This window comes from Nocardia sp. GCM10030253 (assembly GCF_042675075.1).
GTDB lineage: Bacteria > Actinomycetota > Actinomycetes > Mycobacteriales > Mycobacteriaceae > Nocardia.
Map to the genome: position 1 here is coordinate 256,601 of NZ_JBHTDL010000011.1, position 25,475 is coordinate 282,075.

32 protein-coding genes are annotated in these 25,475 nt (G+C 65.4%); 11 read left to right on the top strand and 21 right to left on the bottom strand.

The features are described 5' to 3' along the window. Window positions 1-5: 5 nt before the first annotated feature. The 4 genes from ACFQZZ_RS25660 to ACFQZZ_RS25675 all read right to left on the bottom strand — a co-directional run bounded on the left by ACFQZZ_RS25660 (window position 6) and on the right by ACFQZZ_RS25675 (window position 2,120). Entirely contained in the window at window positions 6-359 is a 354-nt protein-coding gene (locus ACFQZZ_RS25660) for a tyrosine-protein phosphatase (RefSeq protein ID WP_378685796.1), read from the bottom strand. After that, window positions 290-769 carry a carboxymuconolactone decarboxylase family protein gene (locus ACFQZZ_RS25665; RefSeq protein ID WP_378685799.1) on the bottom strand — a complete coding sequence of 160 codons (480 nt, stop codon included), beginning with the start codon at window positions 767-769 and terminating at the stop codon, window positions 290-292. Before ACFQZZ_RS25665 ends, ACFQZZ_RS25660 begins: the two co-directional genes overlap by 70 nt. After that, the gene (locus ACFQZZ_RS25670; RefSeq protein ID WP_378685802.1) at window positions 766-1,845 is read right to left on the bottom strand and encodes a dihydrodipicolinate reductase; all 1,080 of its coding nucleotides are present in this window, start codon (window positions 1,843-1,845) and stop codon (window positions 766-768) included. The genes ACFQZZ_RS25665 and ACFQZZ_RS25670 overlap by 4 nt, the downstream gene beginning before the upstream one ends. Window positions 1,846-1,931: 86 nt before the next feature. After that, the gene (locus ACFQZZ_RS25675; RefSeq protein WP_378685805.1) at window positions 1,932-2,120 is read right to left on the bottom strand and encodes a hypothetical protein; all 189 of its coding nucleotides are present in this window, start codon (window positions 2,118-2,120) and stop codon (window positions 1,932-1,934) included. Between the two features lie 159 nt (window positions 2,121-2,279). Between ACFQZZ_RS25675 and ACFQZZ_RS25680 the strand changes: the two genes are divergently transcribed. After that, window positions 2,280-2,564: a hemerythrin domain-containing protein gene (locus tag ACFQZZ_RS25680; RefSeq protein ID WP_378685808.1), complete on the top strand. Its 285-nt coding sequence runs from the start codon at window positions 2,280-2,282 to the stop codon at window positions 2,562-2,564. 657 nt (window positions 2,565-3,221) lie between these two features. Here ACFQZZ_RS25680 and ACFQZZ_RS25685 read toward each other — a convergent pair. Beyond that, window positions 3,222-3,455 carry a pentapeptide repeat-containing protein gene (locus ACFQZZ_RS25685; protein ID WP_378685811.1) on the bottom strand — a complete coding sequence of 78 codons (234 nt, stop codon included), beginning with the start codon at window positions 3,453-3,455 and terminating at the stop codon, window positions 3,222-3,224. A gap of 44 nt (window positions 3,456-3,499) precedes the next feature. On the opposite strand from ACFQZZ_RS25685, the gene ACFQZZ_RS25690 reads away from it, so the two are divergent. Then, a complete protein-coding gene (locus tag ACFQZZ_RS25690; protein ID WP_378685814.1) occupies window positions 3,500-3,784 on the top strand; it encodes a hypothetical protein in 285 nt (94 codons plus the stop codon). On the opposite strand, the gene ACFQZZ_RS25695 is transcribed toward ACFQZZ_RS25690, so the two are convergent. Continuing rightward, window positions 3,763-4,335: an NADAR family protein gene (locus ACFQZZ_RS25695; RefSeq protein WP_378685817.1), complete on the bottom strand. Its 573-nt coding sequence runs from the start codon at window positions 4,333-4,335 to the stop codon at window positions 3,763-3,765. The two genes, ACFQZZ_RS25690 and ACFQZZ_RS25695, sit on opposite strands and share 22 nt — an antisense overlap. Window positions 4,336-4,760: 425 nt before the next feature. Here ACFQZZ_RS25695 and erm point away from each other — a divergent pair, with 425 nt between their 5' ends. From erm to ACFQZZ_RS25715, 4 genes are all read left to right on the top strand, one after another. Beyond that, window positions 4,761-5,570, top strand: coding sequence for a 23S ribosomal RNA methyltransferase Erm (gene erm, locus ACFQZZ_RS25700; RefSeq protein ID WP_378685823.1), 810 nt, complete (start codon window positions 4,761-4,763; stop codon window positions 5,568-5,570). Between the two features lie 55 nt (window positions 5,571-5,625). After that, complete coding sequence (locus ACFQZZ_RS25705; protein ID WP_378685826.1) at window positions 5,626-7,872, top strand: serine/threonine-protein kinase; 2,247 nt, start codon at window positions 5,626-5,628, stop codon at window positions 7,870-7,872. A gap of 184 nt (window positions 7,873-8,056) precedes the next feature. After that, window positions 8,057-8,278, top strand: a complete 222-nt coding sequence (locus ACFQZZ_RS25710) for a hypothetical protein (protein ID WP_378685829.1) — start codon at window positions 8,057-8,059, stop codon at window positions 8,276-8,278. After that, the gene (locus ACFQZZ_RS25715) at window positions 8,278-9,495 is read left to right on the top strand and encodes a hypothetical protein (RefSeq protein ID WP_378685831.1); all 1,218 of its coding nucleotides are present in this window, start codon (window positions 8,278-8,280) and stop codon (window positions 9,493-9,495) included. The genes ACFQZZ_RS25710 and ACFQZZ_RS25715 overlap by 1 nt, the downstream gene beginning before the upstream one ends. Before the next feature lie 9 nt (window positions 9,496-9,504). On the opposite strand, the gene thpD is transcribed toward ACFQZZ_RS25715, so the two are convergent. From thpD to ACFQZZ_RS25785, 14 genes are all read right to left on the bottom strand, one after another. Next, window positions 9,505-10,386 (bottom strand): ectoine hydroxylase, encoded by an 882-nt coding sequence (gene thpD, locus ACFQZZ_RS25720; protein ID WP_378685834.1) that lies wholly within the window; start codon window positions 10,384-10,386, stop codon window positions 9,505-9,507. 17 nt (window positions 10,387-10,403) lie between these two features. Continuing rightward, entirely contained in the window at window positions 10,404-10,799 is a 396-nt protein-coding gene (locus ACFQZZ_RS25725; protein ID WP_378685837.1) for an ectoine synthase, read from the bottom strand. Between the two features lies 1 nt (window position 10,800). Continuing rightward, complete coding sequence (gene ectB / locus ACFQZZ_RS25730) at window positions 10,801-12,063, bottom strand: diaminobutyrate--2-oxoglutarate transaminase (RefSeq protein WP_378685840.1); 1,263 nt, start codon at window positions 12,061-12,063, stop codon at window positions 10,801-10,803. Further along, entirely contained in the window at window positions 12,060-12,647 is a 588-nt protein-coding gene (gene ectA / locus ACFQZZ_RS25735) for a diaminobutyrate acetyltransferase (protein ID WP_378685843.1), read from the bottom strand. The genes ectB and ectA overlap by 4 nt, the downstream gene beginning before the upstream one ends. Window positions 12,648-12,742: 95 nt before the next feature. Then, the gene (locus ACFQZZ_RS25740; protein ID WP_378685846.1) at window positions 12,743-13,870 is read right to left on the bottom strand and encodes an ATP-binding protein; all 1,128 of its coding nucleotides are present in this window, start codon (window positions 13,868-13,870) and stop codon (window positions 12,743-12,745) included. Further along, window positions 13,857-14,567, bottom strand: a complete 711-nt coding sequence (locus ACFQZZ_RS25745; RefSeq protein ID WP_378685849.1) for a response regulator transcription factor — start codon at window positions 14,565-14,567, stop codon at window positions 13,857-13,859. The genes ACFQZZ_RS25740 and ACFQZZ_RS25745 overlap by 14 nt, the downstream gene beginning before the upstream one ends. Window positions 14,568-14,811: 244 nt before the next feature. Beyond that, window positions 14,812-15,210 (bottom strand): hypothetical protein, encoded by a 399-nt coding sequence (locus ACFQZZ_RS25750; RefSeq protein WP_378685851.1) that lies wholly within the window; start codon window positions 15,208-15,210, stop codon window positions 14,812-14,814. A gap of 136 nt (window positions 15,211-15,346) precedes the next feature. Then, on the bottom strand, window positions 15,347-16,132 hold the full coding sequence (locus ACFQZZ_RS25755; protein ID WP_378685853.1) for an RNA polymerase sigma factor SigF: 786 nt from the start codon (window positions 16,130-16,132) through the stop codon (window positions 15,347-15,349). Continuing rightward, window positions 16,122-16,526: an ATP-binding protein gene (locus tag ACFQZZ_RS25760; RefSeq protein WP_378685856.1), complete on the bottom strand. Its 405-nt coding sequence runs from the start codon at window positions 16,524-16,526 to the stop codon at window positions 16,122-16,124. Before ACFQZZ_RS25760 ends, ACFQZZ_RS25755 begins: the two co-directional genes overlap by 11 nt. Before the next feature lie 45 nt (window positions 16,527-16,571). Next, window positions 16,572-17,081 (bottom strand): DUF6328 family protein, encoded by a 510-nt coding sequence (locus tag ACFQZZ_RS25765; RefSeq protein WP_378685858.1) that lies wholly within the window; start codon window positions 17,079-17,081, stop codon window positions 16,572-16,574. A 230-nt stretch (window positions 17,082-17,311) separates the two neighbouring features. Further along, a complete protein-coding gene (locus tag ACFQZZ_RS25770) occupies window positions 17,312-17,557 on the bottom strand; it encodes a CsbD family protein (protein ID WP_378685861.1) in 246 nt (81 codons plus the stop codon). 405 nt (window positions 17,558-17,962) lie between these two features. After that, a complete protein-coding gene (locus tag ACFQZZ_RS25775; RefSeq protein WP_378685864.1) occupies window positions 17,963-18,391 on the bottom strand; it encodes an ATP-binding protein in 429 nt (142 codons plus the stop codon). 193 nt (window positions 18,392-18,584) lie between these two features. Beyond that, window positions 18,585-19,283 carry a PAS and ANTAR domain-containing protein gene (locus ACFQZZ_RS25780; protein WP_378685867.1) on the bottom strand — a complete coding sequence of 233 codons (699 nt, stop codon included), beginning with the start codon at window positions 19,281-19,283 and terminating at the stop codon, window positions 18,585-18,587. Window positions 19,284-19,353: 70 nt separating this feature from the next. Next, the gene (locus ACFQZZ_RS25785; RefSeq protein WP_378685870.1) at window positions 19,354-19,767 is read right to left on the bottom strand and encodes an STAS domain-containing protein; all 414 of its coding nucleotides are present in this window, start codon (window positions 19,765-19,767) and stop codon (window positions 19,354-19,356) included. Window positions 19,768-20,056: 289 nt separating this feature from the next. Between ACFQZZ_RS25785 and ACFQZZ_RS25790 the strand changes: the two genes are divergently transcribed. Together ACFQZZ_RS25790 and ACFQZZ_RS25795 are read left to right on the top strand one after the other, a co-directional pair. After that, window positions 20,057-21,271, top strand: coding sequence for a glycosyltransferase (locus ACFQZZ_RS25790; protein ID WP_378686178.1), 1,215 nt, complete (start codon window positions 20,057-20,059; stop codon window positions 21,269-21,271). A 91-nt stretch (window positions 21,272-21,362) separates the two neighbouring features. Then, window positions 21,363-21,554, top strand: coding sequence for a hypothetical protein (locus ACFQZZ_RS25795; RefSeq protein WP_378685872.1), 192 nt, complete (start codon window positions 21,363-21,365; stop codon window positions 21,552-21,554). 59 nt (window positions 21,555-21,613) lie between these two features. Here the strand turns inward: ACFQZZ_RS25795 and ACFQZZ_RS25800 are convergent, their stop codons facing one another. Further along, window positions 21,614-21,853, bottom strand: a complete 240-nt coding sequence (locus ACFQZZ_RS25800) for a CsbD family protein (RefSeq protein ID WP_378685874.1) — start codon at window positions 21,851-21,853, stop codon at window positions 21,614-21,616. A gap of 114 nt (window positions 21,854-21,967) precedes the next feature. Between ACFQZZ_RS25800 and ACFQZZ_RS25805 the strand changes: the two genes are divergently transcribed. The 3 genes from ACFQZZ_RS25805 to ACFQZZ_RS25815 all read left to right on the top strand — a co-directional run bounded on the left by ACFQZZ_RS25805 (window position 21,968) and on the right by ACFQZZ_RS25815 (window position 25,464). After that, window positions 21,968-23,488, top strand: a complete 1,521-nt coding sequence (locus tag ACFQZZ_RS25805) for an FAD-dependent oxidoreductase (protein ID WP_378685877.1) — start codon at window positions 21,968-21,970, stop codon at window positions 23,486-23,488. 402 nt (window positions 23,489-23,890) lie between these two features. Then, window positions 23,891-24,472 carry an IS5 family transposase gene (locus ACFQZZ_RS25810; RefSeq protein ID WP_378685878.1) on the top strand — a complete coding sequence of 194 codons (582 nt, stop codon included), beginning with the start codon at window positions 23,891-23,893 and terminating at the stop codon, window positions 24,470-24,472. After that, on the top strand, window positions 24,469-25,464 hold the full coding sequence (locus tag ACFQZZ_RS25815) for a substrate-binding domain-containing protein (protein ID WP_378685880.1): 996 nt from the start codon (window positions 24,469-24,471) through the stop codon (window positions 25,462-25,464). Before ACFQZZ_RS25810 ends, ACFQZZ_RS25815 begins: the two co-directional genes overlap by 4 nt. Window positions 25,465-25,475: the final 11 nt, after the last annotated feature.

Below are 25,475 nucleotides of genomic sequence, written 5' to 3' on the forward strand. Positions count from 1 at the left end.
CCGGGCTATCTTGTGGACACGAACAGAATCACCCGTGGACTTCCTGTGAACTCGTGCAGGTGGTGGCCGTCGCTGCGCAGCTGAGCCCGCAGCTGCTCGATCGCCTTCTCCTCGGTCCCGACCTGCTCGGTGAGGTATCGGCGCACCGATCCGTAGGTCGTGGTGAGATCGTCCAGAACAAGCCGCATGACTTCGGCGGTGTGCGCGCATCGGACAACGCGCACGGGACTGTCCGCCCGGCAAGAATCGCGCCGATCGCCGATGCCGCGCGAAGAGCGAACGCGACCTCTCAGTGCCCCGGCAGCACGCAGACGGCGTCGAGGCCGAGTACATGGTTCAGTCGGCCGAAGGCCAGCCACGAACCGATGCTCATGCTCAGTTCGACGATTTCGGCCTGGGTGTAGTGCTCGGTCATGCGGCCCCAGAACTCTTCGTCCAAGTTGTGGTGGTCCAAGGCGTAGCGCTCGGCGTACTCGGCGGACAGGCGGGTGCGGTCGTCGAAAGCATCCGTTGTGCGCCAGTTGGTTACCGCGTCGGCGAATCCTTCGTCGACCTTTTGGCCGTCGCGTTCGGTGCGCCAGTCGAGGCAGAAGATGCACCCGTTGATTTGGGCGATGCGCAGCCGGGCGGCTTCGAATTCGCGCAGGCCGAGCGTGGTGTGGGAGTAGACCGCTAAGGAGAAGCTCGATGCGGCGAGGCCGATGCCGGGGACCATTTCGCCCCAGACGTAACCGATGGGATCTTTGCCTTCGGGGATGTCGATGTTCATGAGTTCTTCCTTCCGAGCTTGCCGACCGCGGGACGCAGTGGGACATCGAGTGCGTCGTAAAGACCTGGTCCAGCGTCCATCAGCCAGTCGATGGCGTTCACCAATCTGCCTACGGCAGTGGCATTTCCGCCCGCGGACCGATTACCGTCCTCGGCACCGGCTTCGATGGTGACCTCGATGCGCGGGTGGCCTTCGATGATCACGCGGTGCGCGCCCTCGCCGTCGGGCGGTGTCGGCCAGTCCGGCGCGCAGGACGGATGGATGCGGGTGACGTGTTCGATGACGATGCGCGGCTCCCCCTCGACAATGCCCTGCACCTCGAATCGCACCGCACCTTGGGTGCCTGCCTCGAATTCGCCCATGGTCTTTGTGGTGACGGCGGATTCGAGGGCACGTCGGTCCAACGTCTCGCGGATCTCGTCGAGCTCGACACCGAGTGCGCGAGCCATCAATCGAATCTGCCCGCCCCACACCATGGTCGGTATACCCGGCGCGGTCATCGGCGGCTGGTAGTCCATCGGCTGACCCATGCCGACCAAATAGCGGACCGAATCGGGCTGGTCGTAGGTCGAGTAGTCGAAGATCTCCTGGCAGCGAATCACCTCGACGGTGTGGCCCAGGCCGCTGAGCAGCAGCGGCAGTACATCGTTGCCCCAGCCGGGGTCGACACCGGAGACGAACAGCGACCCGCCGCCGTCGGCGATCGCGGCCAGTACCGGATCGCGCAGTTCCGGCGGAGCGTTGCGTGGATCGTAGAGCGCGTAGAGCGCGGGCGTGACGACGACGGCTCCGGCGCGGATCGCCCTGATGATGTCGGCGAGTGCGTCGTCGGGCCGGATATCACCCGATGCCGCGTAGACGACCGCACGCGGACCGGCGGCCAGCATTGCGTCGATGTCAGCGGACGCCGCGACACCCAGTTCGTAGTCGAGTCCGGCCAGCGTGCCCGCATCGCGACCGACTTTCTCCGGGTTGTGCACGAGCACACCCGTCAGTTCCAGCTCGGGATGGGCCTCGACGGCACGGATGGCCGACCGGCCCACATTGCCCGTGCCCCAGACGATCGTGGGGATCATCGGCCGAGACTAGCAAGCGCTTGGTTCGGTGTCCGGGATATGCGCAATCTCGAAGCGCGACCGAACAATTCGCGGCGGCCGAACGCTCAGTCCGCGGCGTTGTACCTGGCCGAGTATTCGGCAAGGCGCCGCAGATCGGCGACGTCCCCGTCGAGGAAGCGCTCGGTGAACGCGTCTCCACCCCGCCGCTCGGCCTCGCCCGCGATCCGCCGACCCTGCGAAGTAGGACGCAGGATGTAGTTGCGCCGATTACCGGGATCGACCTGACGGGCCAAGACGCGGTCGGCGCCTGATTTGCCGCGTTGCCCGGTGCTGCCTCATTTCTTCGAAGCCGACAAGGTAGGCTGTTTTGCATCGGCTGCCGCATTTGTACAGTAGGCTGGCCACCGGGGGTTCTTCCATCTTCTTGCGCAAGAAGCAATGTATCTGTAACCGTGAGTTACAGATACATGTACAGCGGGGACGCCACAGCCTTCCCGGTCCTCGGCCACCAATTCCCCGAACTGGCACCGGTACTCACGGAACTGAGCGCCGACCATCGCCTGGTCGCGGATATAGTGCGCAGGCTGCGGCAGCTCCTCGTGTCGGTCGGACCGGACAATGCGGACACCGCGAGGCGTGAACTCGACGGCCTCGCCGCGATCGTCGAATCCCACTTCCAGTGTGGGAAGAACGCCGACTCGTCGAGGCGTTCGACGCGCTCGAAATCGGTACTTTGACAAGCAAAGAACTCTTCGGCGTAACGGTATACCCACCAGCGGAGGATTGAGCCGCCGACCTCTCGCGCGCCGAGTACGGTATACCCCGCCACACCGCACAGGACGGGGGCGACAACCATCGGTGGAGAGGCGGGGCGCGAATGAATGAGTCGTATTCACAGTGGCATGCGCGGAATTCGGCCGACAACCTACCGTTGGCCGCCCGGTACCAGTCCGCCGATCCGATCCGCTGGAACGGCAGCATGGTCTATCCCATGTACACCGAGCAGGTCGGACCCGCACCGATCTGGGTGAGCATGACGTTGCTGTCGGCCGCGCCGCCCGCCGGACTGCGTGGGCACGGAATCGGTCTATCGATGATCGATGGGCACATCGGTCTCGCGGGCAGGCAACTCGGCGGCGTCGATGTGTGGAGTGACGCACTCGCCGCGGGCATCACCTTCGAACTGTTCCCCAACAACCCCGGCGCCCTGTTCAGCCTGACGCCGGTCTGGGTCGACCCGTACGGGATCGAGCAATCCTATTCGGGCAACTACGGGATGCTGATCGAACAACCACCGAGCGGTCGGCTCGTGCTCTGGTGCAGCGTCGGCGAAGGCCCACCGAATTTCGCCAACCTCGTGGTCGAGATCGAGACCACGCTCGCCGAGACCATGGTCACCGAGAGTGCTCCCGCGCAAAGTCCGTCCGCGCACAGCCTGCCTCCGCAAAGTCCACCCGCACAAAGTCCACCCGCGCACAGCCTGCCTCCGCAAAGTCCACCCGCACAAAGTCCACCCGCGCACAGCCTGCCTCCGCAAAGTCCACCCGCACAAAGTCCACCTGTGCAAAGTCCGCCTGTGCAAAGTCCACCCGCCGTGGTCGTGGCCGCCCCCGAGCTCGACAGAGCACCAGACCACGGATATCGCAGCGCCCTCTACGATCTCGGCGTTGCCATGTTCAGCCGTGGTGAGGAAGACGGGGCGTGCAGCCTATGGACGCAGGCGGCCGAGGCGGGCCATGCGGGCGCGGCCTACGACCTCGGCGTTATCCGCCTTCGCGACGGCGACCTCGCCGAGGCCGAACGGTGGTGGCGTGCGGCCGCCGATCGCCGCGAATCCCGTGCGATGATCGGCCTCGCCGAACTCCTCGAACGCCAGGGCAATTCGTCGGAGGCCCTAGTCTGGCGCACCTACGCCGACGAGGAGCAAACGGCCGATCATTCGCTGAGTTCCGGCTGAGGCGTCCGCAATTCGTCTCGCGCCGCCATCAAGGCGAACCCCAGCAGATTCAGTCCGCGCCAATGCGCCGGATTGTCGGCCCGTGGATCGTCGGCGGCCAACCCGATACCCCAGATCCGGTCCACCGGACTGGCTTCCACCAGCACCCGATCCCCCGTCCCGAGCAGATACTGCTTCAGCTGCTCATGCTGCCCGAACTTCGCGATATTGCCGGCCACTACAATGGCGAAACGCTTTGCTTCCCAGATGATGTCGTTGTATCCACGCACCTGCCTGCCCAAGTCCTTCGCCTGCTTCGGGTGACCGGCCGCCAAGACCCGCTCAGCGGTCTGGGTATCACCGAACGCCATCGCCTTGCCCCACATCATGTAGTGCTCGGCGGTGGCGAAGTTCAGCCCGTCGACCACGAACGGCGCGGGCCACCACTGACTGAAACAGCCGGGCCCGATACTCCCGTCGTGCTGCGGTTGATGCCCCCAGAACCGCACATACTTCACCCGCCCCGCGCTCTCGGCATAGCTGATCAACTCCGTTACCGACCGCACCTGCATGACCGACAGTGTGCCCGAACCGCGCTGTCGCCGCAGGTCGGTTTACCGCCCACCGCACGGGGAGCGCCGCAGCAGTCGTCGACACAGCGCCGGCAATGGACTGGACGCCGGAAGTGGTGGTTGGCTACGAACGACGCACTGCGCGACTGGGCCGAATAAATCAGTCGCGCTGCGCAACACAGTGTCGTAAGTTGCCGAGCATGGGCAGTCCTGGCGTCAGCGGAGCGTGCGCGGTCGGCGCGTACTACATGCGGCTGCGCGCGGAGGCCTGGGCTCTGCCAGCACGCCGCACTGCTCCGGTTCCCCGAGACTTCTGATCGGGCCCCCACGGTCGATAACGACCGGCACCGCATTGCACTGTGACCTGGCATGGGTCCGGGCGAATCACACCTGCCTGATTCGACCACTCCGTTCGGAGGACACCCATGTCCCGCAACCGTTCTCTTTCGCGTGCCCGTGACACGCGTACCCGTTCCGGCAGCACTCGCAAGCGGCTGTCGCAGAACTTCCTCACCGATGTCGGCACCGCGCGCATGCTGGTGGATGCCGCCGGCGTCGGGCCCACCGATCTGGTCGTCGAAATTGGTCCCGGCGACGGGATGCTGACCCGGCAACTGCTCGGAACCGCCGGCCGGGTGCTCGCGTACGAGAAGGACGGCCACTACGCGGACCGCCTGCGCACCCGCTATGTCGGCAACGACCGCATCCGGTGCGTGCACACCGACTTCCGCGAGGTGAGCCCGCCGCGCGAGCCGTTCGCGGTAGTGGCGAATATCCCGTTCGGCAGTAGCACCGATATTGTTCGCTGGTGCCTGTCGACGCGCGGGATGACCTCGGCGACCTTGCTGACCCAGTGGGAATTCGCCCGCAAGCATTCCGGTGACCACGGACGGTGGACCAAGCTCACCGTCACCCATTGGCCCAGTGCGACAATCGAATTAGGCACCAGGGTCGGTCGCCACCGCTTCTATCCCGTCCCAGCCGTCGACGCGGCGGTGCTGCGGCTCGTCAGGCGGCAGCAACCACTGCTCACGCCGGAAGCCGTGGCCGACTACCGTCGCGTGGTCGAACTCGGCTTCTCCGGTCTCGGCGGTTCCCTTGCGTCGTCCTTGCGGCGCGCCTTCCCGGCCAGAACCGTGCGAACGGCGTGCGCAAGCGCCGGGATAGCCGCCGATCTGCCGGTGGGTTTCGTACCACCGGACCGCTGGCTCGCCATGTACCGGGCGCTGACGTAGCAATTTCCCTGCTCAACAGTCCGCCGATGCGGCAGAGCGGGGATACGATGCGCAGATGGCGCACCCCGCTCCGCCGGTATCGGGGGCGACGGCCACCCCGGACCGATCGCCCGATGGTCCGCGTGGAGTCACCGAGGTCGTCGAGCGGTTCGCCGAGGCGTGGCGAGTCGCGAACGCACCGCCGGACCTGCCCGCGTACCTGCCGGACTCTCCCGCCATCCGCCGGGTGTCGCTGATCGAGTTGATCAAGGTCGATCTCGCCAATCGGTGGATGCGAGGCGCCGAGCCGAAGCGGCTGGCGGAGTACGTCGAGGATCTGCCGGAGTTGAGTACCTGGCCGTTGCCGCCGGATCTGATCTACGAGGAGTTCCACGTCCGGCGGCGAGCAGGCAGCTCCGTGGATGTCGCTGAATACACCGCCGCGTATCCCGAACAGGCCGAACAGCTTTCCGAGATGCTCGCGACCGATGAGTATCGCAGCACGCTGATGGCGGGCGATGCCGAGGCCGCGAACCTCGACGATATTGAGGTCGGTCAAAAGATAGATGACTTCGACCTGATGACGGGTCTGGGTCGCGGCGCGTTCGCGCGGGTGTTCCTGGCCAGGCAGCGGTCGATGCAGCGGCTGGTCGCGGTGAAGATTTCGCGGGACAAGAGCGCCGAGCCACAGACCTTGGCACAGCTGGATCACGATTACATCGTTCGAGTCTTCGACCAGCGTGTGCTGGAGGGACGCGGGCTGCGGCTGCTCTATATGCAGTACGTACCCGGCGGGACGCTGTTCACGGTGCTCGAGCGGGTTCGCGCGACACCGGCCGAGGAACGCGGCGGCGCATTACTGGTGGATGTCATCGACTCGGTGCTCACGGACAAGGGCGAGATCCGGCCGAGCGAATCGGCGACGCGAGCCGAACTGGCGGCGCTGTCGTGGCCGGAGACAATCGCCTGGCTGGGTCGCAGACTCGCGGAGGCGCTGGACTACGCGGGCCGCTGCGGCGTCCTGCATCGCGATATCAAACCGGCGAACGTGCTGCTGACCGCCAAGGGCATCCCGAAGCTCGCCGACTTCAACATCAGTTTCAGCGGCAATGTGTCCGGCGACAGCCCGGTCGCCTACTTCGGCGGATCGCTGGCCTACATGTCCCCGGAGCAGCTGGCGGCCGTGCACCCGGACAAGTCGACCTCGGCCGCGGATCTCGATATCCGCAGCGACCTCTACGCGCTGGCCGTCATGCTGTGGGAATTGCTCACCGGCCGAAAGCCTTTCGCGGACGACGCGGTGACCGGTGGCGATCGCACCGCACTCGACGACATGTTGCAGCGCCGCTCCGTTAGCCCGCAATCGCTGCCGTACCAGGATCTTCCGGCCGACTGCCCCGCCGCACTGCGTCGCGCTCTTGTCCGTGCGCTCGACCCGGACCCGGACAAGCGCTGGCCGCGCGGCGCGGATATGGCCCAGCAACTCGACGTCTGCCTCGACGCCCGCGCCCGCGATCTCGTCGATCCGCCGCCGCGCAGCGGGCGGCTGCGGGCCAGACCGCTGATGCACCTGATCATGGCGCTGGCGATCGCGGTGCCCAACGCGCTGGCGATCCTCTACAGCTACAGCCACAATCGGACGCTGATCATCGCCAAACTGGACGAGCAGGCACAGCACCGCTTCGACCAGATCGCCCTCGCCGCCTACGGGATCTGTTTCTTCATCGGATTCGTTGCCACGAATGTGCTGCTCGCCCATCTGTGGTCGGTCTCGCGCGGCCTGCGCAAGGGCAGGTCCTTCGATGCGGCGACTCTTGCCCGCGCCCGTACCGATACCCTGCAGCTCGGTCGACGTAATGTGCTGACCTGCTTCGCTTTATGGGCCATGGCCGGGGTTGTGGTCCCGGTCTCGGTGCAGCTCTCGGGCAATCACCTCAGCGCCGAGGCCTACGTGCACTTCTTCATCACCCAGATCGTCTGCGGTGCCATCGCGATGGCCTACCCGTACTTCCTGGTGACCTTCTATGCCGTGCGCAGCCTGTACCCGATGTTCCTGCCGCACGGCGGGCTCGGCGCCGACGACGCACGCCAGCTGGAGCAACTGGACCGCCGCAGCACCTATTTCCTGGTCATCGCCGCCGCTGTCCCGCTGCTCGGTGTCGCGGGCGCCACGTTCATTCCGCCTGAGGACATCCCGGCGGTGATCGTCGCGCTGCGCGTGCTGTGTGTCGGCAGCGCCGTGGCCTTCATCGGGGTCTACTGGCTGTTCCGCATGCTGGAAAAGGACCTCGCGGCCCTGCAGCGCATCGTCTCGCACGGTTGATCGTCGGTCAGCTCGGTGCGGCGTGGATGCGACCCGCGCCGCGGCACCGGCGTGTTGCTCGAGCATTGCCAGTGGCTCTGTCTCAGACGAAGCTGCCCGACATCCGGCAGAAGCCTGCACAATGTGATCGAGAACGCTTCGCGGACAGTCGTATTCGCGCGGCCGAAGAAGGGGAGACACCGACATGACCTCGAGAACCGACCTCGAACGCCAGCTGGGCGGGCCACTACCGGCCCTCGATCTGATCTCCGACCAGGAGAGCACCGAGCTGCTGACGATGTTCCTCAACGCGCAGCGGATCGAGACCGAGGGGCTGATGGATTCGGTGAACAAGGTGGTCGGCGCACTGCCGTGGCCGTTGCGCACGGCGGCCAAGAAGATCATGTTCGGGAATGCGCTGGGCTGATGACTGATTTGGTAACAAAGGCCCAGATCATTCTGCTGGCCAGGACGTTGCACGTGCCCGCGGAGCGCTTGGCGCACCTCGAGAAGCTCGGCGCCGAGCAGCTGCACGAGCTGCAAGAACGCATGGCGGGCATCATTTTCGATCGAAACAACGCGATCTTCAAGCGGGTCAGCGCGCTGGTGCCGATCATCCCCTTGAGCATCTCGCTACCGCTGGTGTCACGGGTCGTACCGCCGACGATGGCGGGCCGGGCGGCGGGCGCGGTCGGGGTCGACCATCCGAAGAAGGCCGCCGAGGCGGTCGGCATGCTGGATGTCTCCTATGCCGCGGACTGTGCGCCATATATGGATCCGCGCAGCGTCGGCCAACTCGCCGATGTCGCTCCCCCCGACCCGGTCATCCGGATCACCAACGAGCTGTTGCGCCGCGGCGATTACATCACCGCGGGGCCGTTGCTTGCCTACGCGACACCGGAATTGATCCGAGCCGTCGAACAGGGCGTCCACGATGACGAGGCGCTCATCCGGTCGGCCGCGTACGCGTTCTCCGGCGCGAACGTCAGCGCCATCCTGCGGGAGTTGCTCACCGGGCCCGCCCAACGGATTCCACGCATGATCGCCACCGTCCTCGCGGGCGAGACCGATCTACGACTGGCTGCGCTCTCGACGTTCGCCCGGTGCGACGAGGATGTGATCGCCGCGGTCGGGGACATCCTGTTCGATGTCGGTTCGACCGAGACGATCACCGACTTCACTACCTCGGCCATCGAGGCGGGTGCGGTACCCGACATTCTGACGTTCGTGGGCCATTTCAGCCCGGCGGCCCTGGACAGCCTTGCCGCCAACCCACTCACGGCCGACCCGGCGGCGATGTCCGCGCTCGTCGCCGGGCTCGACGACCACGCCGAGGCCGCACTGTGGCGCGGTCTGCTGAATCTGGTGGAGCGCACCGCGATCGACGTGCAGCACCGCGTGGCCGGTCATCTCACCGAACTCGCCGAACCCACCCTCGCGGCGCTGCCCGCAATCGCGACGACCGCACACCTGTGGCCGACGCTGCTGCGGGTGCTCGCCGCGGCGGATGCCGACACTCAGACGCGGATCGGTGAGGTGTGGTCGAAGCTGCCCGCGGCCGACCGCGAGAACCTCGAACGCCGGGTCCGTGATCTGTCACTGGACACCGAACTGGCCACCCTCACCGTCACGCTGAACACCTAGCGCCGACGACTACACGGGCGTGAAGTCCCGGCTACCGATGTAGCCGGGACGCGGCGCGGGCGCGGCAAACGGTTCCACCAGTGTGTTCTCCACGCTGTTGAACACCAAGAAGATGTTCGAGCGCGGGAATGGGGTGATGTTGTTCGACGACCCGTGCATGACATTGGCGTCGAACAGCAGCGCCGACCCGGCGGCGCCGGTGAACTGGGCGATCCCGTGCCGGTTGGCCAGCGTCGCCACATCCGCGTGACTGGGAACGCCGATTTCCTGCTCCTGCAACGACTCTCGATAGTGTTCGGCAGGCGTGCTGCCCGCGCATGGCACGAAGGTGCCGTGCGAACCCGGCATCACCATGAGGCTGCCGTTGATCGAATAGTTGTTGGTGAGTGCGATCGACAGACTCACGGCACGCGGCGCCGGCATCCCGTCCTCGGCATGCCAGGTCTCGAAATCCGAATGCCAGTAGAAGCCCGCGCCGCGGAACCCCGGCATGTAGTTGACCCGAGTCTGATGCAGATAGACCTCGGAACCCAGCACCTGCCTGGCCAATCCGGCGATCCGCGACTCGCGCACCAGTTCGGCCACCGCCACACTGAGCCGGTGTACCTCGAAGATCGAGCGCACCCGGTTCGACGACTTCTCCACGATGAAGCGGTCGTCGTCGTGCAGTGCCGGATCCCCGGCGAGGCGGTCGATTTCGGCGCTGAAATCGGCTACCTCACCGGGGGTCAGCAGCGCATCGAAGATCGCGAAGCCGTCGGCGTCGAAGCTCGCCAGCTCCTCGCGCTCGATCCGGCCCCACACCGTCGGATCAGAGCGATCCAGGTGCGGCGCGGGGCCGCCGAGCCGAGTCGGATAGCGATCGATGATGCGAGTATTAATGTGCGCCACCACTATTGCGCGTCCTTTCAGATGGCGTCGGCAGCGACCAGCGGGTAGACGCCGTTGCTGTCGTGGACTTCCTGCCCGGTGACCGGCGGGTTGAAGACACACATCATCCGCATCTCGGTGCGCGCGTGCAGCCGGTGGCGCTCGTGCTCGTCGAGCAGGTACATCGAGCCGGGTTCGAGTTCGTAGGTGACGTCGTTGTCCAGATCGGTGAGCGTCCCCTCCCCCTCGATCAGCCACACCGCTTCCACGTGATACCGGTAGTGGAACTCGTGCTCGGTGCCCGCGTCGATGGTGGTCTCGTGGAAGGAAAAGCCAACGCCGTCACCGCCCAGGATGATGCGCTTGCTGCGCCAACCCGTGCCCGCCACATCGCGTTCGGTGCCGGTGATGGCCTCGGTCGTGCGCACGATCATCTCAGCGACCTCCGACGGTATCGATGGCGGTGCTGAGCAGGTCGAGGCCGAGGTCGAGTTCCTCGTCGCTGATCGTCAACGGCGGCAGCAACTTCACCACCTCGTCCATGGAGCCGGAGGTCTCCACCAGCAGCCCGCGCTCGAAAGCGACCTGGCAGACCTTGCTCGCCTGGGACGGATCATCGAACACCACGCCCTGCACCAGTCCGCGTCCGCGCAGCGAGACACCCGGTATCTCCGCGGCCAGCCTGCCGAGCACCTGCTCGATCCGCTGACCTTTCGCCTCGGTCGAGGCCTGTAATGTGCCGTCGGACCAGAAGTGTTCCAGCGCAACCTGCGCCGTGACGAAGGCCGGGTTGTTGCCGCGGAAGGTGCCGTTGTGCTCACCCGGCGCCCACTGGTCGAGCTCCGGCTTGAACAGCACCAATGCCATCGGCAACCCGTACCCACCGATCGACTTCGACAGCGTCACGATGTCCGGGGTGATACCTGCGACCTCGAAGGAGAAGAACGGCCCGGTCCGGCCGCAGCCCATCTGCACATCGTCGACGATCAGCAGGATCTCGCGCGCGGCGCACAGTCCGGCCAAGTGCCGCAACCACTCCGGGCGCGCCACGTTCACGCCACCCTCACCCTGCACCGTCTCCACGATCACCGCGGCGGGGCGGTCGAAGCCGGACGACGTATCGTCCAGCACCCGCTCCATCCACTGGAAATCGGCAGTGGTGCCGTCGAAGTAGCCGTCATAGGGCATCGGTGTCGCGTGCACCAACGGGACACCCGCACCCGCGCGCTTGGCGGCATTGCCGGTCACCGACAACGCACCGAGCGTCATTCCGTGGAAGGCGTTGGTGAAACTCAAGATGGTCTTGCGACCGGTGATCTTGCGCGCCAGCTTCAACGCGGCCTCCACCGCATTGGCCCCCGTCGGGCCGGGGAACTGGACCTTGTAGTCCAGACCGCGCGGCGCAAAGATGGTGTCGCGCAACGTCTCCAGCAACTTTCGCTTGGCCACGGTCGACATGTCGAGGCCGTGCGTGATGCCGTCACCCGCGATGTAATCCAGCAGCGGCTGCTTGAGAATCGGGTGGTTGTGGCCGTAGTTCAATGCCCCCGCGCCCGCGAAGAAATCGAGGTAGTCCTTACCCTGCTCGTCGCGCAACCAGGTTCCCTTGGCGGTGGTGAATACCGTCGGCCACGCTCGGCAATATCCGCGAACATTCGATTCGAGTTCTTCGAAAATGGTCGTTTCAGCGGTAATCATCGGCGATCCTCCTGCTTGGTACGGGCGGTCGGGGCGATTCGGTAGAGGTCTTCAGCGGCATGGCTGTCCGGGAAAACTCCCGGATCGAAGAGGGGACGCTTGGTGATTCGCGCGTCGCGGCGGCGCGCCACCGCCGTGAACATGGCGATGGATCCGGGGTTGTCCGGTGCGATGGTCGTTTCCAGCACCGAGACTCCGGCTCCGGCAACGGTGTCGAGCAACTTGTCGAGCAGCGCGGCACCGATGCCGCGACCCTGCTGGGCTCGCTCGACCGCTACCTGCCAGACGAACACCGTGTGCGGCGCCTGCGGACGCAAGTATCCGATCACGAATCCCACGACTCGGCCGCCCACTTCGGCGACCACCGAGGTGCCGGGAAAGTCTCGACACCACAGCAGGTAGGCGTAGCTGGAATTGGTGTCCAGCACGTGCGAATCCTTCGCGATCCGCCAGATATGGGCGGCGTCGCCGACGCGTGGGGCACGCAGCACGACTCGCGCTGCTGGCGCCGATCCGGCTGCGGCCGAAGGTGATTCGGCAAGCGGTCGATCGATCGTTGCGGTGGACAAGGTTGGCAGTGACATACATCTCCCAGGTTGGGTCTGCAGTACTTATCCAGGCTTACGAACCAACGTTGAGGTGGTCCGGTCGAGTTGTTTACGGTTGTATTACGAAAAGGTCACAGAGACTCGTTATCGAGGCCGGGCAACCGGATGGTGAACCGGGCGCCACCGCCGGGGCGGTCCAGGCACTCGACCCGACCCCGATGCGCGGTCACCGTCTCGGCGACCAACGCCAGACCGATGCCCGTGCCGGTCGCCGAGCTCCGTCGCGACCGCATGGTCACGAAGCGCTCGAAAATGCGTATGCGGTCCGCGGCGGGTACCCCGGGTCCCGCATCGTCAACGCTGATCACCGCGTCGCCACCATCCCGGCGTGCGGTCACCGCGACGATGCCGCCGCCGTGCCGGTCGGCGTTCGCCAGGAGATTCACCACCGCTCGTTCCAGCTCGAGTTTGCGGCCGCGCACGGTCACGTCCTCGACCACGGTCAGCAGCTCCGGTGGATGCCTGCTGTCGGCCAGCGTGTGTGTCAGCAGTTCGCGCACCGACAGCGGATCGGCGTCGCCGCGGTGCATGCCCGCCTCGGCACGCGCCAAGGCCAGCAGATCATCGAGGAGCCTGCGCAGGTGATCGACCTCGTCGGTGACCAGTCCCAAGGCCCGGCGCGGACGCTCCGGGAATTCGCCGCTGTGCCGATTGAGCACGTCCACGCCTGCCATCAGGGTCGTCAGCGGGGTGCGCAATTCGTGGCTGACATCGCCGACGAGCCGGTGTTCACGCTCGATCCGCCGCTGCAGCGAGTCGACCATGGTGTTGAACGACTCGACGGTGGTGGCCAGATCCTGATCGCGGGTCTCGGGCAAGCGGGTGGTGAGGTCCCCCGCGGCGATCCGCGCAGCGGTCCTCGACACCTGCTGCAGGGGCGTGAGCACCCGCTTGCTGGCCCACCAGCCGACGGCGGCACCGATCAGGGTGGCGACCAGTGCGCAACCGATCAGGACATTGCGCAGCAACTCGAGATCGGACTGCAGATCACCGGCCGCAAACCCCTCGGTCCCGGCCCGTTGCGCCTCCAGATAGCTGCGGCTGATGGCGAAGACCGAAACCACCAGCACCAGCGACATGAGCGCGGTGATGGCGGCAAACGCCGCCATCACCCGGCTACGCAGGCTCCAGCGTTCCGGATCGAACCCGAACGCGCGCCGGTGTTCGCCAGGATGCTGCTCTCGATCAGCGCTGGACATCGAGGCGGTAACCGAGCCCGCGCACCGTCACCACGATGCGCGGGTCGGACGGATCCAGCTCGATCTTGGTGCGCAGCCTGCGCATATGCACGTCGACGATCCGCTCGTCACCGAAAAAGCCCCGGTCCCAAACCCTTTCGAGAAGCAGGGTGCGGCTGAGCACCCGACCGGGCGTATCGGCCAGCTCACACAGCAGCCGGAACTCGGTCAGCGTCAACCCGATCTCTTCGTCGCCGCGACGCACCGCACCGCCATCGGGGGCCAGCACCAGAGGCGCCTCCGGGTGCGCGTCGAGCACCACTTCCTGCGGGGTATCCCGCTCCGCGGACAGCCGTGCGCGCCGACGCAGCGCCCGCATCCGGGCGGTGATCTCCTTGATCTCGAACGGTTTGGCGACGAAATCGTCGGCACCGGCCTCCAGCGCCGCTACGACATCGTGAGTATCGTCACGTGCGCTGACCACGATGATCGGCACGTCGTGCTCGCGCCGGATCTCCCGGATGCAGTCGAAGCCATCCATATCGCCCAGCATCAGATCGACAATCATCACATCGGGGACGCCATTGCTGCGCAGATGGGTGAGCGCGTCCTCGGCTTCCTCCGCCTCCGCGACGTCGTAGCCCTCGTCTTCCATGGCCAGCCGCAGTGCACCTCGCACGCGGTTGTCATCTTCCACGATCATCAGGTTCGCGCTCAAGACCTATCCTTTGCAGACACGCACGGAGCGTGCCGCGACGCGGAGAATCGCATTCCCATACCGACGCGACAGTTCCGCACTTCGAGCAACTTGCCGAACACCCGGTTACCCGAACCGACCGTTCGGCAAACGTTCGGTTCTCGATCAACCGTGTGTACGGCAAGCGTCCAGCCTGCTCACAAATGTGGCACCGACGCAACCTGGGAGTGATGTCCGACACGATCGGGCCCGAGCCCTCGGCCGGTCACCCGTGTGTGCGATTCACGCCCTCGAGCCGGTTGAAATTGCTGGGTGATCCGTCTGCCCATTGCTCCTGATAGCGGAAGCTCAGACCTTGTAGGTCGAAGTTGGCGAACCATTCGTCCCACGCCACCGGCTGCAAGACGGCACCGCCGTAACCGGGCAGTTCCAGGCGCAGTACACCGAGTCGTCCGTTGTAGGCGCTGCCCGGCATCGTCGCGGGGCGAGCGCCGCGCTGCTCGGCCCACCGCCGGATGACGTCGTGATTGGTGGTGACGAGCGTGCGACCCGGTCGCGCCGGCCTGTCGGCGGGAGACGAAATTTCTTGTGCTTGTTTCAGCGACCGCGAACTACCCGGAGCGGTGTGCACGTTCCGGGTGCCTGGTCGTCGCTGATAGTTCATGACGACCTCCTGCGCCGTAGGCATCAAATCCAGCTACATTCGGCATACCCGCAGGGCGAGTGCAGCAAACCGATGCCGCTCGAGAATGAAATGCGTTCGTGAGCAAGGCAACTCGGGAAGATCGCGGACATCGCGCTCAGTCGCGCAACGCCTGATCACGCAGCGTCCGCAGCGTGCGCGACAGAATGCGCGAGACGTGCATTTGGGAGACTCCGAGGTACTCGGCGATCTGGGTCTGGGTTTTCGACTCGAAGAACCGCATGATCAGCACCTGACGTTCCCGCTCCGGCAGCTCCTCGATCAGCGGCTTCACCGCCATGAAGTCCTCGACCAGGTGGTAGGACGACTCCTCGGCGCCGAGGCTTTCCAACAGCGGCAACGGCGCGTTCTCGTTGTCGTCGGCAGCCAGGGCATCTATCGAGGACGACTGGTAGGCATTGCCCGCGATCAGCGCCTGGGTCACTTCCACCAGGTCCACCTCGAGTTCGGCGGCGATCTCCCTCGCCCTCGGCAGCCGACCGAGCCGCTGCGCCAGAGCCTCGACCGTGGGACCGATGGTCAGTTGAATCTCCTTGACCCGCCGTGGCACTCGTACCGCCCAGGTGTTGTCGCGGAAGTGCCTGCGCACCTCGCCCATGATCGTCGGCACGGCGAAGGACAGGAACGACGACCCGCGGGTGACCTCGAACCTATCCGCCGCCTGCACCAGCCCGAGCCGCGCCACCTGCAGCAGGTCATCGAAAACCTCGCCGCGCCCGGCGAATCTGCGCGCGATGTGCTCGGCCAACGGCAGGCAACGCTCGATCAGCTCGTCTCGCAATGTATCCCGACGGGGGTCATCGGCGTCCAGCGTCGCGATCTTCTCGAACAGCGGCTCGATATTGTCATAGCTGTCGCCCGGCGATCTCGACTTACCTGGCATCCCAGGCACCTCGCACCCAGCTGAAGTCGACCGCGGTCGGATATCCCGACACCACGCTGTCGAACGGGGACTGCACGGCGGCAATGGAGTCGGTCAGTGTGCGCACGATATGCCATCCGAATCCGGCGTGCGCCACCACCGTTTCCGCCGCAGCGACCGAGGCGACGTGTACGAACATCTGCGTCTCGTCATAGCTGAATTCACAGTCGATGGCCGAGCCCGGCACTGCGTCCAGGATCAGCGAGGTGGCCACCTCGTCGAGCGCCAGCCGGATGTCGGTCACTTCGTCGAGCGCGAAATCCGCGATCATCGCCACGGTTTCGGTGAGCGCACGCAACATCGTCAGCTGTTCCAGCTGCGCGGGCACCTGGATCCCGATCGTTGTCGTCTCCACCGAATCGAGCTCCTTCCGGAATCGTTCGAACAGGTACCCGAGGGGTCAGGGTCGAAACCCATATTCGCTACTCGCTTTCCGCCACCGCCACGGCGCGACAACCCACGCGGCCGCGAACAACAGCGCGACGAGCCCACCCGCGATCGCGCCTTCGACAGTCCCCTCGACGACATCAACCACCAGGACAACCGCACCGGTCAACGACACACCGAGCAGGGCTATACCGACCATCGCACATCGATGCGCCGCCGCCACCACGTTGCCCAAACGGTGCCGCCGATAGAGGATCCGATGCCACGACACCGGCGCGACCAGGAAGATCGTCGCCCCTATCGCCGCGGCGACGGTGGCAAGGTACAGCAGTCGGAGCGGGTGCGACAGCGTGGTGAATTCCGCTTGGAACGGCAAGAGCAACAGCGCTCCGATGAGGAACTGCACGCCGGTTTGGACCACCCGCAGTTCCTGGACCAGGGTGTCCCAATTGCGGTCCAGCTGCTCGATCTCGGTTTCCGCGCGCGGGTTGTTCCGATCCGAAGCGTCATCTTGTGCTGTCACGAACAGCGTCCTTCCTTCACTGTTCGAATACCCGGGTTCACAGCGCATACACGCCCAGTTCCCGGGTATTCGGACGAATCCCCTGTTCGACGTCGGTATCGCCCTCCGCGCGCGGTTACTGATATCCATTTTCGTAGGTTGACGCAGCCGAAACGAAAGGGTTGCCGGGCGGAAGCCCGGCAACCCTTTCTGTATTCAATTATGAATCAGTCGGTTGGGGACCGACTCGGCTACTGGCCGCGTTGGTAAGCGCGCTGACGCTGTTCATCCAACTCAGCTTCGGCGCGTTCCTTTTCGGCGGCGGCCTCCTTCTGCGCGGCTTCGCGCTGAGATTCCGCCTTGTCCTGCTGAGCTTTTCCTTCGTCCCGCAGGTCGTCGTTTCCGAAGACGGCTCCGGCGGCCTCCTTGACCTTTCCTTTGACGCCTTCGACAACGCCCTCGGCACCTTCGCGGGGACCGCTCTTGTGTTCGGACACGATATCTACCTCCGAAGTATCGGTTATCAGGTGGACACTTGCCGCATACCCGCCTCCGCCGCACTCAATCGGAACTCTCGATTTTCTTAATTTTCCATAGTCACAACGAATCTCGACTGTTTGCGAATAATCACAACGGGTATCGCCTTCGTAGGACGGTAATGACGTAGAACCGAGGAGGACAAGATGGAAACTACTCCGATACCTCCCATTCCGGACCCCGATCCGATCCCGGACCCAGGGTCACCCGCACCGATACCACAACCAGGACATCCGGTTCCACCAGCACCGGACCCCGTCCCGCCACCCGTTCCGGAGCCGCCACTGCCCGATCCGAGTCCGCCGGTGCCAGGTCCGCGGCCAACCGAACCGCCGCCGCCCATCCAGTGATCGGTATCCCCGGTGTCACCCGTCGTCGGAGGCCCGCACCCAGAGGAAATCGACCACGGTCGGATAACCGGACACCGCGCCGTCATAGGGTTCCTGTGTCACGGTGACCGAGTCGGTCAATGTGCGCACAATGTGCCAGCCGAAACTGCCTTCCCCGACACTCGAGGGCACGGCCGCCACGGCGGCGACATGGACGAACATCTGGTTGTCGGCGTAGCGAAATTCGCAGTCGAGCGAGCTGTCGGGAACGGCGTCCATAATCAGCGCGGTAGCCACCTCGTCGAGCGCGAGGCGGATATCAGTGACCTCATCGATCGCGAAATCCGCGATCAGCGTGACGGTTTCGGCGAGTGCGCGCAGCATGATCAAGTGCTCGGGCTCGGCGGGCACCCGAACACCGATGGTCGCGGTTCCTACCGCTGCTTCGGAGATCCGGTCCCCCATACCAACCACCACCTTCCTGCCGCCGACCGAGCGGGTTGCGCCACCCGGCACCGGGCGCCGACCCGCCCCTTGTCGAGCCGATCCTCCGCGATCGGGCGATCAGACGGACGGTCAGCGGCACGCGCATGGACCGGCTACCCGCTAAAACGCGCTCGAAACCCCTCGGTGTTGCCGGAAAGCCGATTGCCCTGGCTCAATGCTCCGCAGCGGGTTCGCTCGCCGGAATCCTGGTGTGCGCGGTCAACAGCACATGATCGAATTCCGTGCGCATCCCCGTGGTGCAGTGCACCATCGACCGCAGATCGGCGACCAGCTGCGTGGCAAGGGCGCGCAGCTTGGTATTGGTCTCCTGCGAGCGCCAGCTCAGCACGCGGAATGCCTGTTCAGCGCTGATGCTGTAGACCAGCATCAACGCACCCTTCGCCTGTTCGATCACCGCGCGCGCGGCATACAACTCTGGCAGTGTGTCGTCGAGGGTCTCACGGCGGTGTTCCTCGATAGTGTGTGTGACGTCGATGTAGTAGCCCGAGGTGCCGATCACCTCGTTCTCGCCGTCGACCATGCGGTCGGCGACGACGATCACGTGGTGCACGGCGCCTTCGGTGTCGACGATGCGGTGGCTGCTGCAGAACGGCTCGGCGGTCTCGATGGAATTTGCGAGCGCGCTGGCTACCTGCTCTCGGTCGTCGGGATGCTTGTGGGCAAGCAACAGCTCGGTGGTTGGTTCCATGTCGCCGGAGACATATCCGTGCATCCGTGCGACCTCATCGGACCATTCCCACTTCTGCCCGGTGAACCAGAACTGAAAATAGCCGACATTCTGCGGTGTGCCCGCACCGATCACGCGATCGAGCGCATGCGCATCTTCGGGGGACAAACTGCTCTCGGTCACCTCGCAATTATGTGCCGCGCGCATGCCTGATCGCGGCTGAATGGGCCTTACCCGAGCACTGTCCGGCGCGTCACGCGTCCAACGCCGCGCGCATCGTCGGATAGCGGCAGAAAAGGGGCCGTACCCCGGCGATCTCGAGTGCGCGTTCGACGTCTTTGCAACCGGTGACCACACGCAGATCGAGCCCGTTGCGCCAGGCCATGGCCTTCGCGGAGGCCAGCGCCGCGGCCACGCGAATGCCGAGGAACTGCGTTGCCCGCAGATCGACGACCACCGCATCGCAGCGGGTGCCGACCGCATCGTCGAGCAGGCGGTGGAATTGCTGGTTCACGGCGGCATCGAGCTCACCCTCTACCCGCACGATCACGCAATGTCTCCGCTGGTCGCTCTGCTGTGTCCACAGGCGACGCTCGCGCGGACGAGGTCCGGAGCCGTTGGCGTCGATCTGGCCGGCCCGACGCTGGAGTACGGGAATGGAAGCCATTGACAAACCTCCCGGGGAAGGGGGAAGTCCAGTTCCCGCGCGGCAGATCGCGGCGAGGACAGCGATGCCGGGGTCACTCTGTCTCGCAACCGGCACCTGCGGATCGGACGTGCTGAACCGGGGTTGGCTGTAGTTCTCAACCTGTGCCCATTGTGACATGGGGACGCTGCCCTGTACACCGACAGCAGCGCCGCTCTGGGTGGCCGGTAATCAGCGCCCGCGCGGTTTGGGGCCGATGAGCGGGGGCATATCCGCAAATATCGAGATCCTCGCCAGAACGGAGCACGCGGTGAAAATTGCCATGGTTTCGGAGCACGCCAGCCCGCTCGCGGACCTCGGCGGCGCCGAGGCGGGCGGCCAAAACGTCCATGTCGCAGAGCTTTCGGCGGCGCTCGCCCGACGCGGCCACGACGTCACGGTATATACCCGCCGTGATGATCCGCGAGCACAGCCGGAGGTGTTCACCGGCGCGGGCTATCGCGTGGTGCACGTGCAGGCAGGACCGCCGCACCCGCTGCCCAAGGACCGTATTCTGCCGTTCCTCGGCCAGTTCGGCGGCTATCTGCAACGCGAATGGGCCGACGACGCACCGCATCTCGTGCACGCGCATTTCTGGATGTCCGGCCTCGCGTCCGAGCTCGCGGCACGCACACATGGCATCCCGGTGGTGCAGACCTTCCACGCGCTCGGCATTGTGCAGCACCGTCATGAGGGCTTGGCCGATACCAGCCCGCGCTCGCGGATCCGCTTCGAACGACTCATCGCGGCCAGGGCGGCGCATGTGGTGGCGACCTGTTCGGATGAGCTCGTCGAATTGACCAGGATGGGTGTGCCGCGTTACCGGATCTCCGTGGTGCCCTCCGGTGTCGACCTGTCGCGGTTCACCCCCAATGGGCCCTTCGATCATCGGACGCTGCCGCACCGCATCGTCTCGGTCGGACAGTTGGTGCGGCGCAAGGGTTTCGACGCCGTCATCAGGGCGCTGCCAGAGCTGCCCGATACCGAGCTGGTGATCGTCGGCGGTTCGGTCGGTGATGATGTCGACGACCAGAGCGAGTTGCGCAGATTACGCCGCATCGCCATGGAACATGGTGTGCACGAACGGGTTCGGCTGCTCGGCCGGTTGTCGCGCGGGTCCCTGCCGTGGCTGCTCCGGTCGGCCGACGCGGTCGTGTGCACGCCTTGGTACGAACCGTTCGGGATGGTCGCACTGGAGGCGATGGCCTGCGGCAAGCCGGTCGTGTCGACGGCCGTCGGCAGCATGCTCGACACCGTCGTCGACGGCGTGACCGGCAGATTGGTCCCCCGCCCCGATCCGAGCGCCATCGCTCGTGCGGTGCGGCCACTGCTGGAGGACACGACGCTGCGCGACACCTGGGGTGCGGCCGGATATCGACGCGCCCACGACAATTTCTCCTGGGACCGCGTCGCCGAGGACACTCTCATCGCCTACCACCGAGGCGCGCCCGCTCGCACCGGAAACGTCGCTTTGCGGGCCAGATAACCCCGACAGCGGACTGTCGGTCACCCGGATTGAGCGGTTCTTCGTCGGGAACTGAGCGACAGGTCCTGCTGCGAGGTAGGGAGGTGAAGACATGACCACCCGACATCAGCAGAATGTCGCGAATCTTATACTCGCACAGCACAAGCGAATGAACGAGCTGGTCGAGGAAATCCTTTCGTCGGCCATCACCGAAAATACGGCAGCCTTTCAGGAGCTCGTGCGGCTGCTCGCGGTGCACGAGGCCACCGAGGAAGAACTGGTGCAGCACACCGTCACACGCTGATCTAATTCAGGACAAAGATTGCCCGGTCGTGAGACCGGGCAATCCAGAGTTGATGAGCGCTACTGCTGGCGTGTCCGTTCGCGCAGCTCCGCCAGATCGGCCTCGGCCCTTTCCTTTTCGGCCTCGGCCTCCTTCTTCGCCGCCTCGCGCAGCGATTCCGCCTTGTCCTGCTGGGCCCTGCCTTCGTCTCGCAGATTGTCCTTACCGAGAACGGTTCCGGCCACTTCCTTGGCCGTGCCCTTCACGCCCTCGACGGTGCCTTCGAAACCTTCGCGTGGTCCGCTCTTGTGCTCGGGCACGATATTTCACCTCCGGTTATTGGATGATCAACATTCACCGCATACCCGGCGTCGGTGGGTCTAATCGGATGCATCCAAACGTTTCGCGACGGCGGGAACGGTTATGTCGGGGATATGACGCCACTCTGGTTGAACGACGCCCAGGTTCCGGCGCGGCTGCGGCTGACGCCGGGACTCCGCTTCGACACCGTTGTGATCGGCGGCGGCCTGACCGGTCTGGTGACCGCGCTGCTGTTGGCCGAGAGCGGCGTCGAAGTGGCGGTGGTCGAGGGCAGACGGCTCGGGGCGGGCACTACCGGCGCCACCACCGGAAAGATCAGCCTGCTCCAGGGAACTCGTGCACAGCACATCGCCGAGCGGCACTCGGATCGAACGGTGGCCGAGTATGTCGAGGCCAATCGTGCCGGCCAGCAGTGGCTGCTGCGCTATTGCGAGGAACACGCGCTACCGGTCCAGCGGGTCCCCGCACTCACCTACGCCCAAACCGCGGCCGAAATGTCCGCGGTGCGTGCCGAACTGCGCGCAACGCGAGCCGCTGGACTCGACACCTATCTCGTCGATGACCTCGACGTGCCCTTTCCGTTCCACGGAGCTGTCGGGCTCGCCGATCAGGCGCAGCTCGACCCGATGGCGCTGCTCGCGACATTGGCCGCCGATGTCGAAGCGCACACCGCGCCGATCTTCGAATCCACCATTGTCCGCGGCGTCCATCATGGTGCTGACGACGACCTCGTCATCGACACCGAACACGGCGAACTCGCCGCGCGCACCGTTATTCTCGCCACGGGCACACCGATGCTCGATCGTGGCGGCTTCTTCGCCCGACTCACCGCCCAGCGCTCTTATCTCACCGCATTCCGTGTCACCGAACCGATCCGGCGTGAAATCTTCATCAGCGCCGGCGAACCCACCCGCTCACTACGCTACGTGCCCGGCACCGACGGCGATCTACTGCTCGTCGGCGGCAACGGCCATGTGGTCGGCCGCACCGGCTCCCCGAGCCGACTCGTCGAAGATCTGACCGACTGGACCACAACCTGGTTCCCCAGCGCCGAACCCTTGCAGTCGTGGTCCGCACAGGACTACCACCCGATCGACGAACTGCCCTACGTCGGCCCGCTGCTGCCGGGCCGAGAACACATCCTGGTAGCGACCGGCTACGCGAAATGGGGACTGACCAACGGTGTCGCCGCCGCGCTCGCCCTCGCGGGCCGAATCAACGGCAAACCACCGTCGTGGTCCGGCGCCCTCGCCAGTTGGCGTCCCGCCGAGCTCAAAGCGCTCCCGGCCGCCGCCCAGGCCAACAGCACTGTCGCACTGCGTCTTTCGACCGGCTGGCTGAACATGGCCCGATCCGGTTACGGCGCTGTCCCCGCCGAAGGCTGCGGCCGTGTCGAACGCCACGGCCTGCAGCCGACCGCCGTCAGCACCGTCGACGGCCTGACCACCGAAGTCTCCGCAGTCTGCCCGCACCTCTACGGCATAGTCCGCTGGAACGACGCCGAAAAGTCCTGGGACTGCCCACTGCACGGCTCCCGTTTCGCCGCCGACGGCACCCTCCTCGACGGCCCCGCCACCACATCACTGTCCCCGATTTCGGGTCCCGTCGCCATGCCTGTCGTCAACACGCCCTGATGTGCAGCACCGATCCCACCGCACGGACGAGCGGGAGGTTCGGCCCCTGATGTATATCGACGTTTGCCCTCGTACTGTCGGTGAATCCGGCAATACTGGTTAGAGTCGCGTCGACGCCTTCGGCTTGTGGAAACCCCATGGCGGCGCGGCCGATTCCGCAGCATTACCCGGGCCAACTCGACGCCAGTCATCTAAGAGCACGTCTGAAAACTCAGCTGCGGTCGGCGTGTGAGGCCGAGAGACTGAGGGGGCTCCCGGTAGGAGTGGTGGTTACCAAGCCAAACCAGTCTTAAGCCGAGAGCCCTCGTGTCAGTGTCGCTTACCTGCGTGTGTTCGTCATGCCTGGCCCACGGCGAGTCGCTCGTGTCGTTGCCGGAGTGCCCGCTTTACCCGTCCTCGTCGTTGACCGACGCCGAGTGGACGATTCTGGAACGGCTGCCGCCGCCGGGCAGTTCGAAGGGCAAGGGCGGGCGACCAGAGAAATATCCGCGCCTCCTGGTGCTCGACGCCGTCTTCTACGTCGTGCGCGGCGGGATCGCCTTGCGACAGATGCCCAACGATTTCCCGCCCGAAAAGACGATATATGCCATCTTCCATCGATGGGCGAAAGCCGCTGTGTGGCAACATATTCACGACGCACTTCGCGACCGTGTGCGCGTTCGAGCTGGCCGAAAACCGCTACCGGCCGCCGCGATCATCGACTCCCAAACCGTGCGCGGCGCGGACACCGTCCCCAACTCGAGCGCCGGATACGATGCGGGCAAGAAAACCAAAGATCGCAAGCGGCACATCGCTACCGACACCCTCGGACTGCTGCTGGGCGTCGCCGTCACCTCTGCCGCCGTCCAGGACCGCGACGGCGCATACCCGCTGCCGAGCATCGTGTGGCTTCCCGGTGGTGGTTGGTCCTGTCGAGAAGGTTCCCGCAGTGGAAGTGGAAGTATCGCAGCGACTTTGATGTATCGAAGGGAGTTTCGGAAGTGACGACAACGATATCGCGACGGATACATCGACGGCATGTCCTGCCTTGGCTTGCCGTGGGCCCTGTGCTGGCCGCGTGCAGCGCACCGGGCACCAGCAGCTCCGCACAGACCCGCACCCCGGCCGCTGCGGGCACGTTGCGCTCGGTTGCAGTGGTCACCCAGAGCAGTCCGAGTGACGCTTTCTGGAGTGTGGTGAAGAACGGTGCCTTGGCGGCGGGCAAACAGCTCGACATACGCGTCGACTACTACTCTGCCGAGGATGCCAACGAGCAGGCCAAACTCATCGACAACGCCGTCGCGCAGCGTGTCGACGGCCTCGTCGTGTCTATGGGCTTCCCGCAACCACTGCGCCCGTCGATCCGACGCGCCGTCGCGGCCGGCATCCCGGTGGTGACGACCAACTCCGGCGAAGCCGAAAGCGTCGCCCTCGGTGCCATCGGCCACGTCGGCCAGAGCGAGCGGCCTGCCGCGGTGGCCGTGGGTAAACGCCTGCGCGACGCCGGAAAGACCAAGCTACTGTTGGTGAACCATATGGCCGGCCAGGTCAGCGCCGACAATCTTGCCAGCGGTGCCGCGGAGGGCTTCGGCAATGCCATCACGACGGTGGTGGTCGACATCAACAACCCGACCGATGTTCAGTCTCGGATCAAGGCCGCGCTCCAGGCCGACCGGTCGATCGACGCAGTGCTGTCCTACAACGCGCAGATCGGCGCCCGCTCGGTAGCAGCGGCACAAGAAGCCCACTCCACCGCAGCGATCGCCACCTTCACCCTCAACACCGAGGTGCTCGACGCTATCCGAGCGGGCAAACTGTTGTTCGCCGCTGACCCGCAGCAGTACCAACAAGGGTATCTGCCCATCGTGCTGCTGCAGCTCTACCGGTCGAACCTGGACACCGTCGGCGGCGGCCTGCCGATCCAGACGGGCCCCAGCTTCGTCGACAAGTCCAATGTCGATGCGATCGCCCAGCTCGTGGCGCAGGGAACACGCTGAGACCGACTAGG

What these genes read in the sequence shown, in the direction of transcription:
- ACFQZZ_RS25670 (WP_378685802.1), bottom strand. Translation starts at nt 1,845, where the DNA reads ATGATCCCCACGATCGTCTGGGGCACGGGCAATGTGGGCCGGTCGGCC.
- ACFQZZ_RS25755 (WP_378685853.1), bottom strand. Translation starts at nt 16,132, where the DNA reads ATGCCAGGTAAGTCGAGATCGCCGGGCGACAGCTATGACAATATCGAG.
- erm (WP_378685823.1), top strand. Translation starts at nt 4,761, where the DNA reads ATGTCCCGCAACCGTTCTCTTTCGCGTGCCCGTGACACGCGTACCCGT.
- ACFQZZ_RS25775 (WP_378685864.1), bottom strand. Translation starts at nt 18,391, where the DNA reads ATGGGGGACCGGATCTCCGAAGCAGCGGTAGGAACCGCGACCATCGGT.
- ACFQZZ_RS25695 (WP_378685817.1), bottom strand. Translation starts at nt 4,335, where the DNA reads ATGCAGGTGCGGTCGGTAACGGAGTTGATCAGCTATGCCGAGAGCGCG.
- ACFQZZ_RS25795 (WP_378685872.1), top strand. Translation starts at nt 21,363, where the DNA reads ATGACCACCCGACATCAGCAGAATGTCGCGAATCTTATACTCGCACAG.
- ACFQZZ_RS25715 (WP_378685831.1), top strand. Translation starts at nt 8,278, where the DNA reads ATGACTGATTTGGTAACAAAGGCCCAGATCATTCTGCTGGCCAGGACG.
- ACFQZZ_RS25740 (WP_378685846.1), bottom strand. Translation starts at nt 13,870, where the DNA reads ATGTCCAGCGCTGATCGAGAGCAGCATCCTGGCGAACACCGGCGCGCG.
- ACFQZZ_RS25805 (WP_378685877.1), top strand. Translation starts at nt 21,968, where the DNA reads ATGACGCCACTCTGGTTGAACGACGCCCAGGTTCCGGCGCGGCTGCGG.
- ACFQZZ_RS25665 (WP_378685799.1), bottom strand. Translation starts at nt 769, where the DNA reads ATGAACATCGACATCCCCGAAGGCAAAGATCCCATCGGTTACGTCTGG.
- ACFQZZ_RS25725 (WP_378685837.1), bottom strand. Translation starts at nt 10,799, where the DNA reads ATGATCGTGCGCACGACCGAGGCCATCACCGGCACCGAACGCGATGTG.
- ACFQZZ_RS25785 (WP_378685870.1), bottom strand. Translation starts at nt 19,767, where the DNA reads ATGGCTTCCATTCCCGTACTCCAGCGTCGGGCCGGCCAGATCGACGCC.
- ACFQZZ_RS25705 (WP_378685826.1), top strand. Translation starts at nt 5,626, where the DNA reads ATGGCGCACCCCGCTCCGCCGGTATCGGGGGCGACGGCCACCCCGGAC.
- ectB (WP_378685840.1), bottom strand. Translation starts at nt 12,063, where the DNA reads ATGATTACCGCTGAAACGACCATTTTCGAAGAACTCGAATCGAATGTT.
- ACFQZZ_RS25710 (WP_378685829.1), top strand. Translation starts at nt 8,057, where the DNA reads ATGACCTCGAGAACCGACCTCGAACGCCAGCTGGGCGGGCCACTACCG.
- ACFQZZ_RS25690 (WP_378685814.1), top strand. Translation starts at nt 3,500, where the DNA reads ATGTTCAGCCGTGGTGAGGAAGACGGGGCGTGCAGCCTATGGACGCAG.
- ectA (WP_378685843.1), bottom strand. Translation starts at nt 12,647, where the DNA reads ATGTCACTGCCAACCTTGTCCACCGCAACGATCGATCGACCGCTTGCC.
- ACFQZZ_RS25750 (WP_378685851.1), bottom strand. Translation starts at nt 15,210, where the DNA reads ATGAACTATCAGCGACGACCAGGCACCCGGAACGTGCACACCGCTCCG.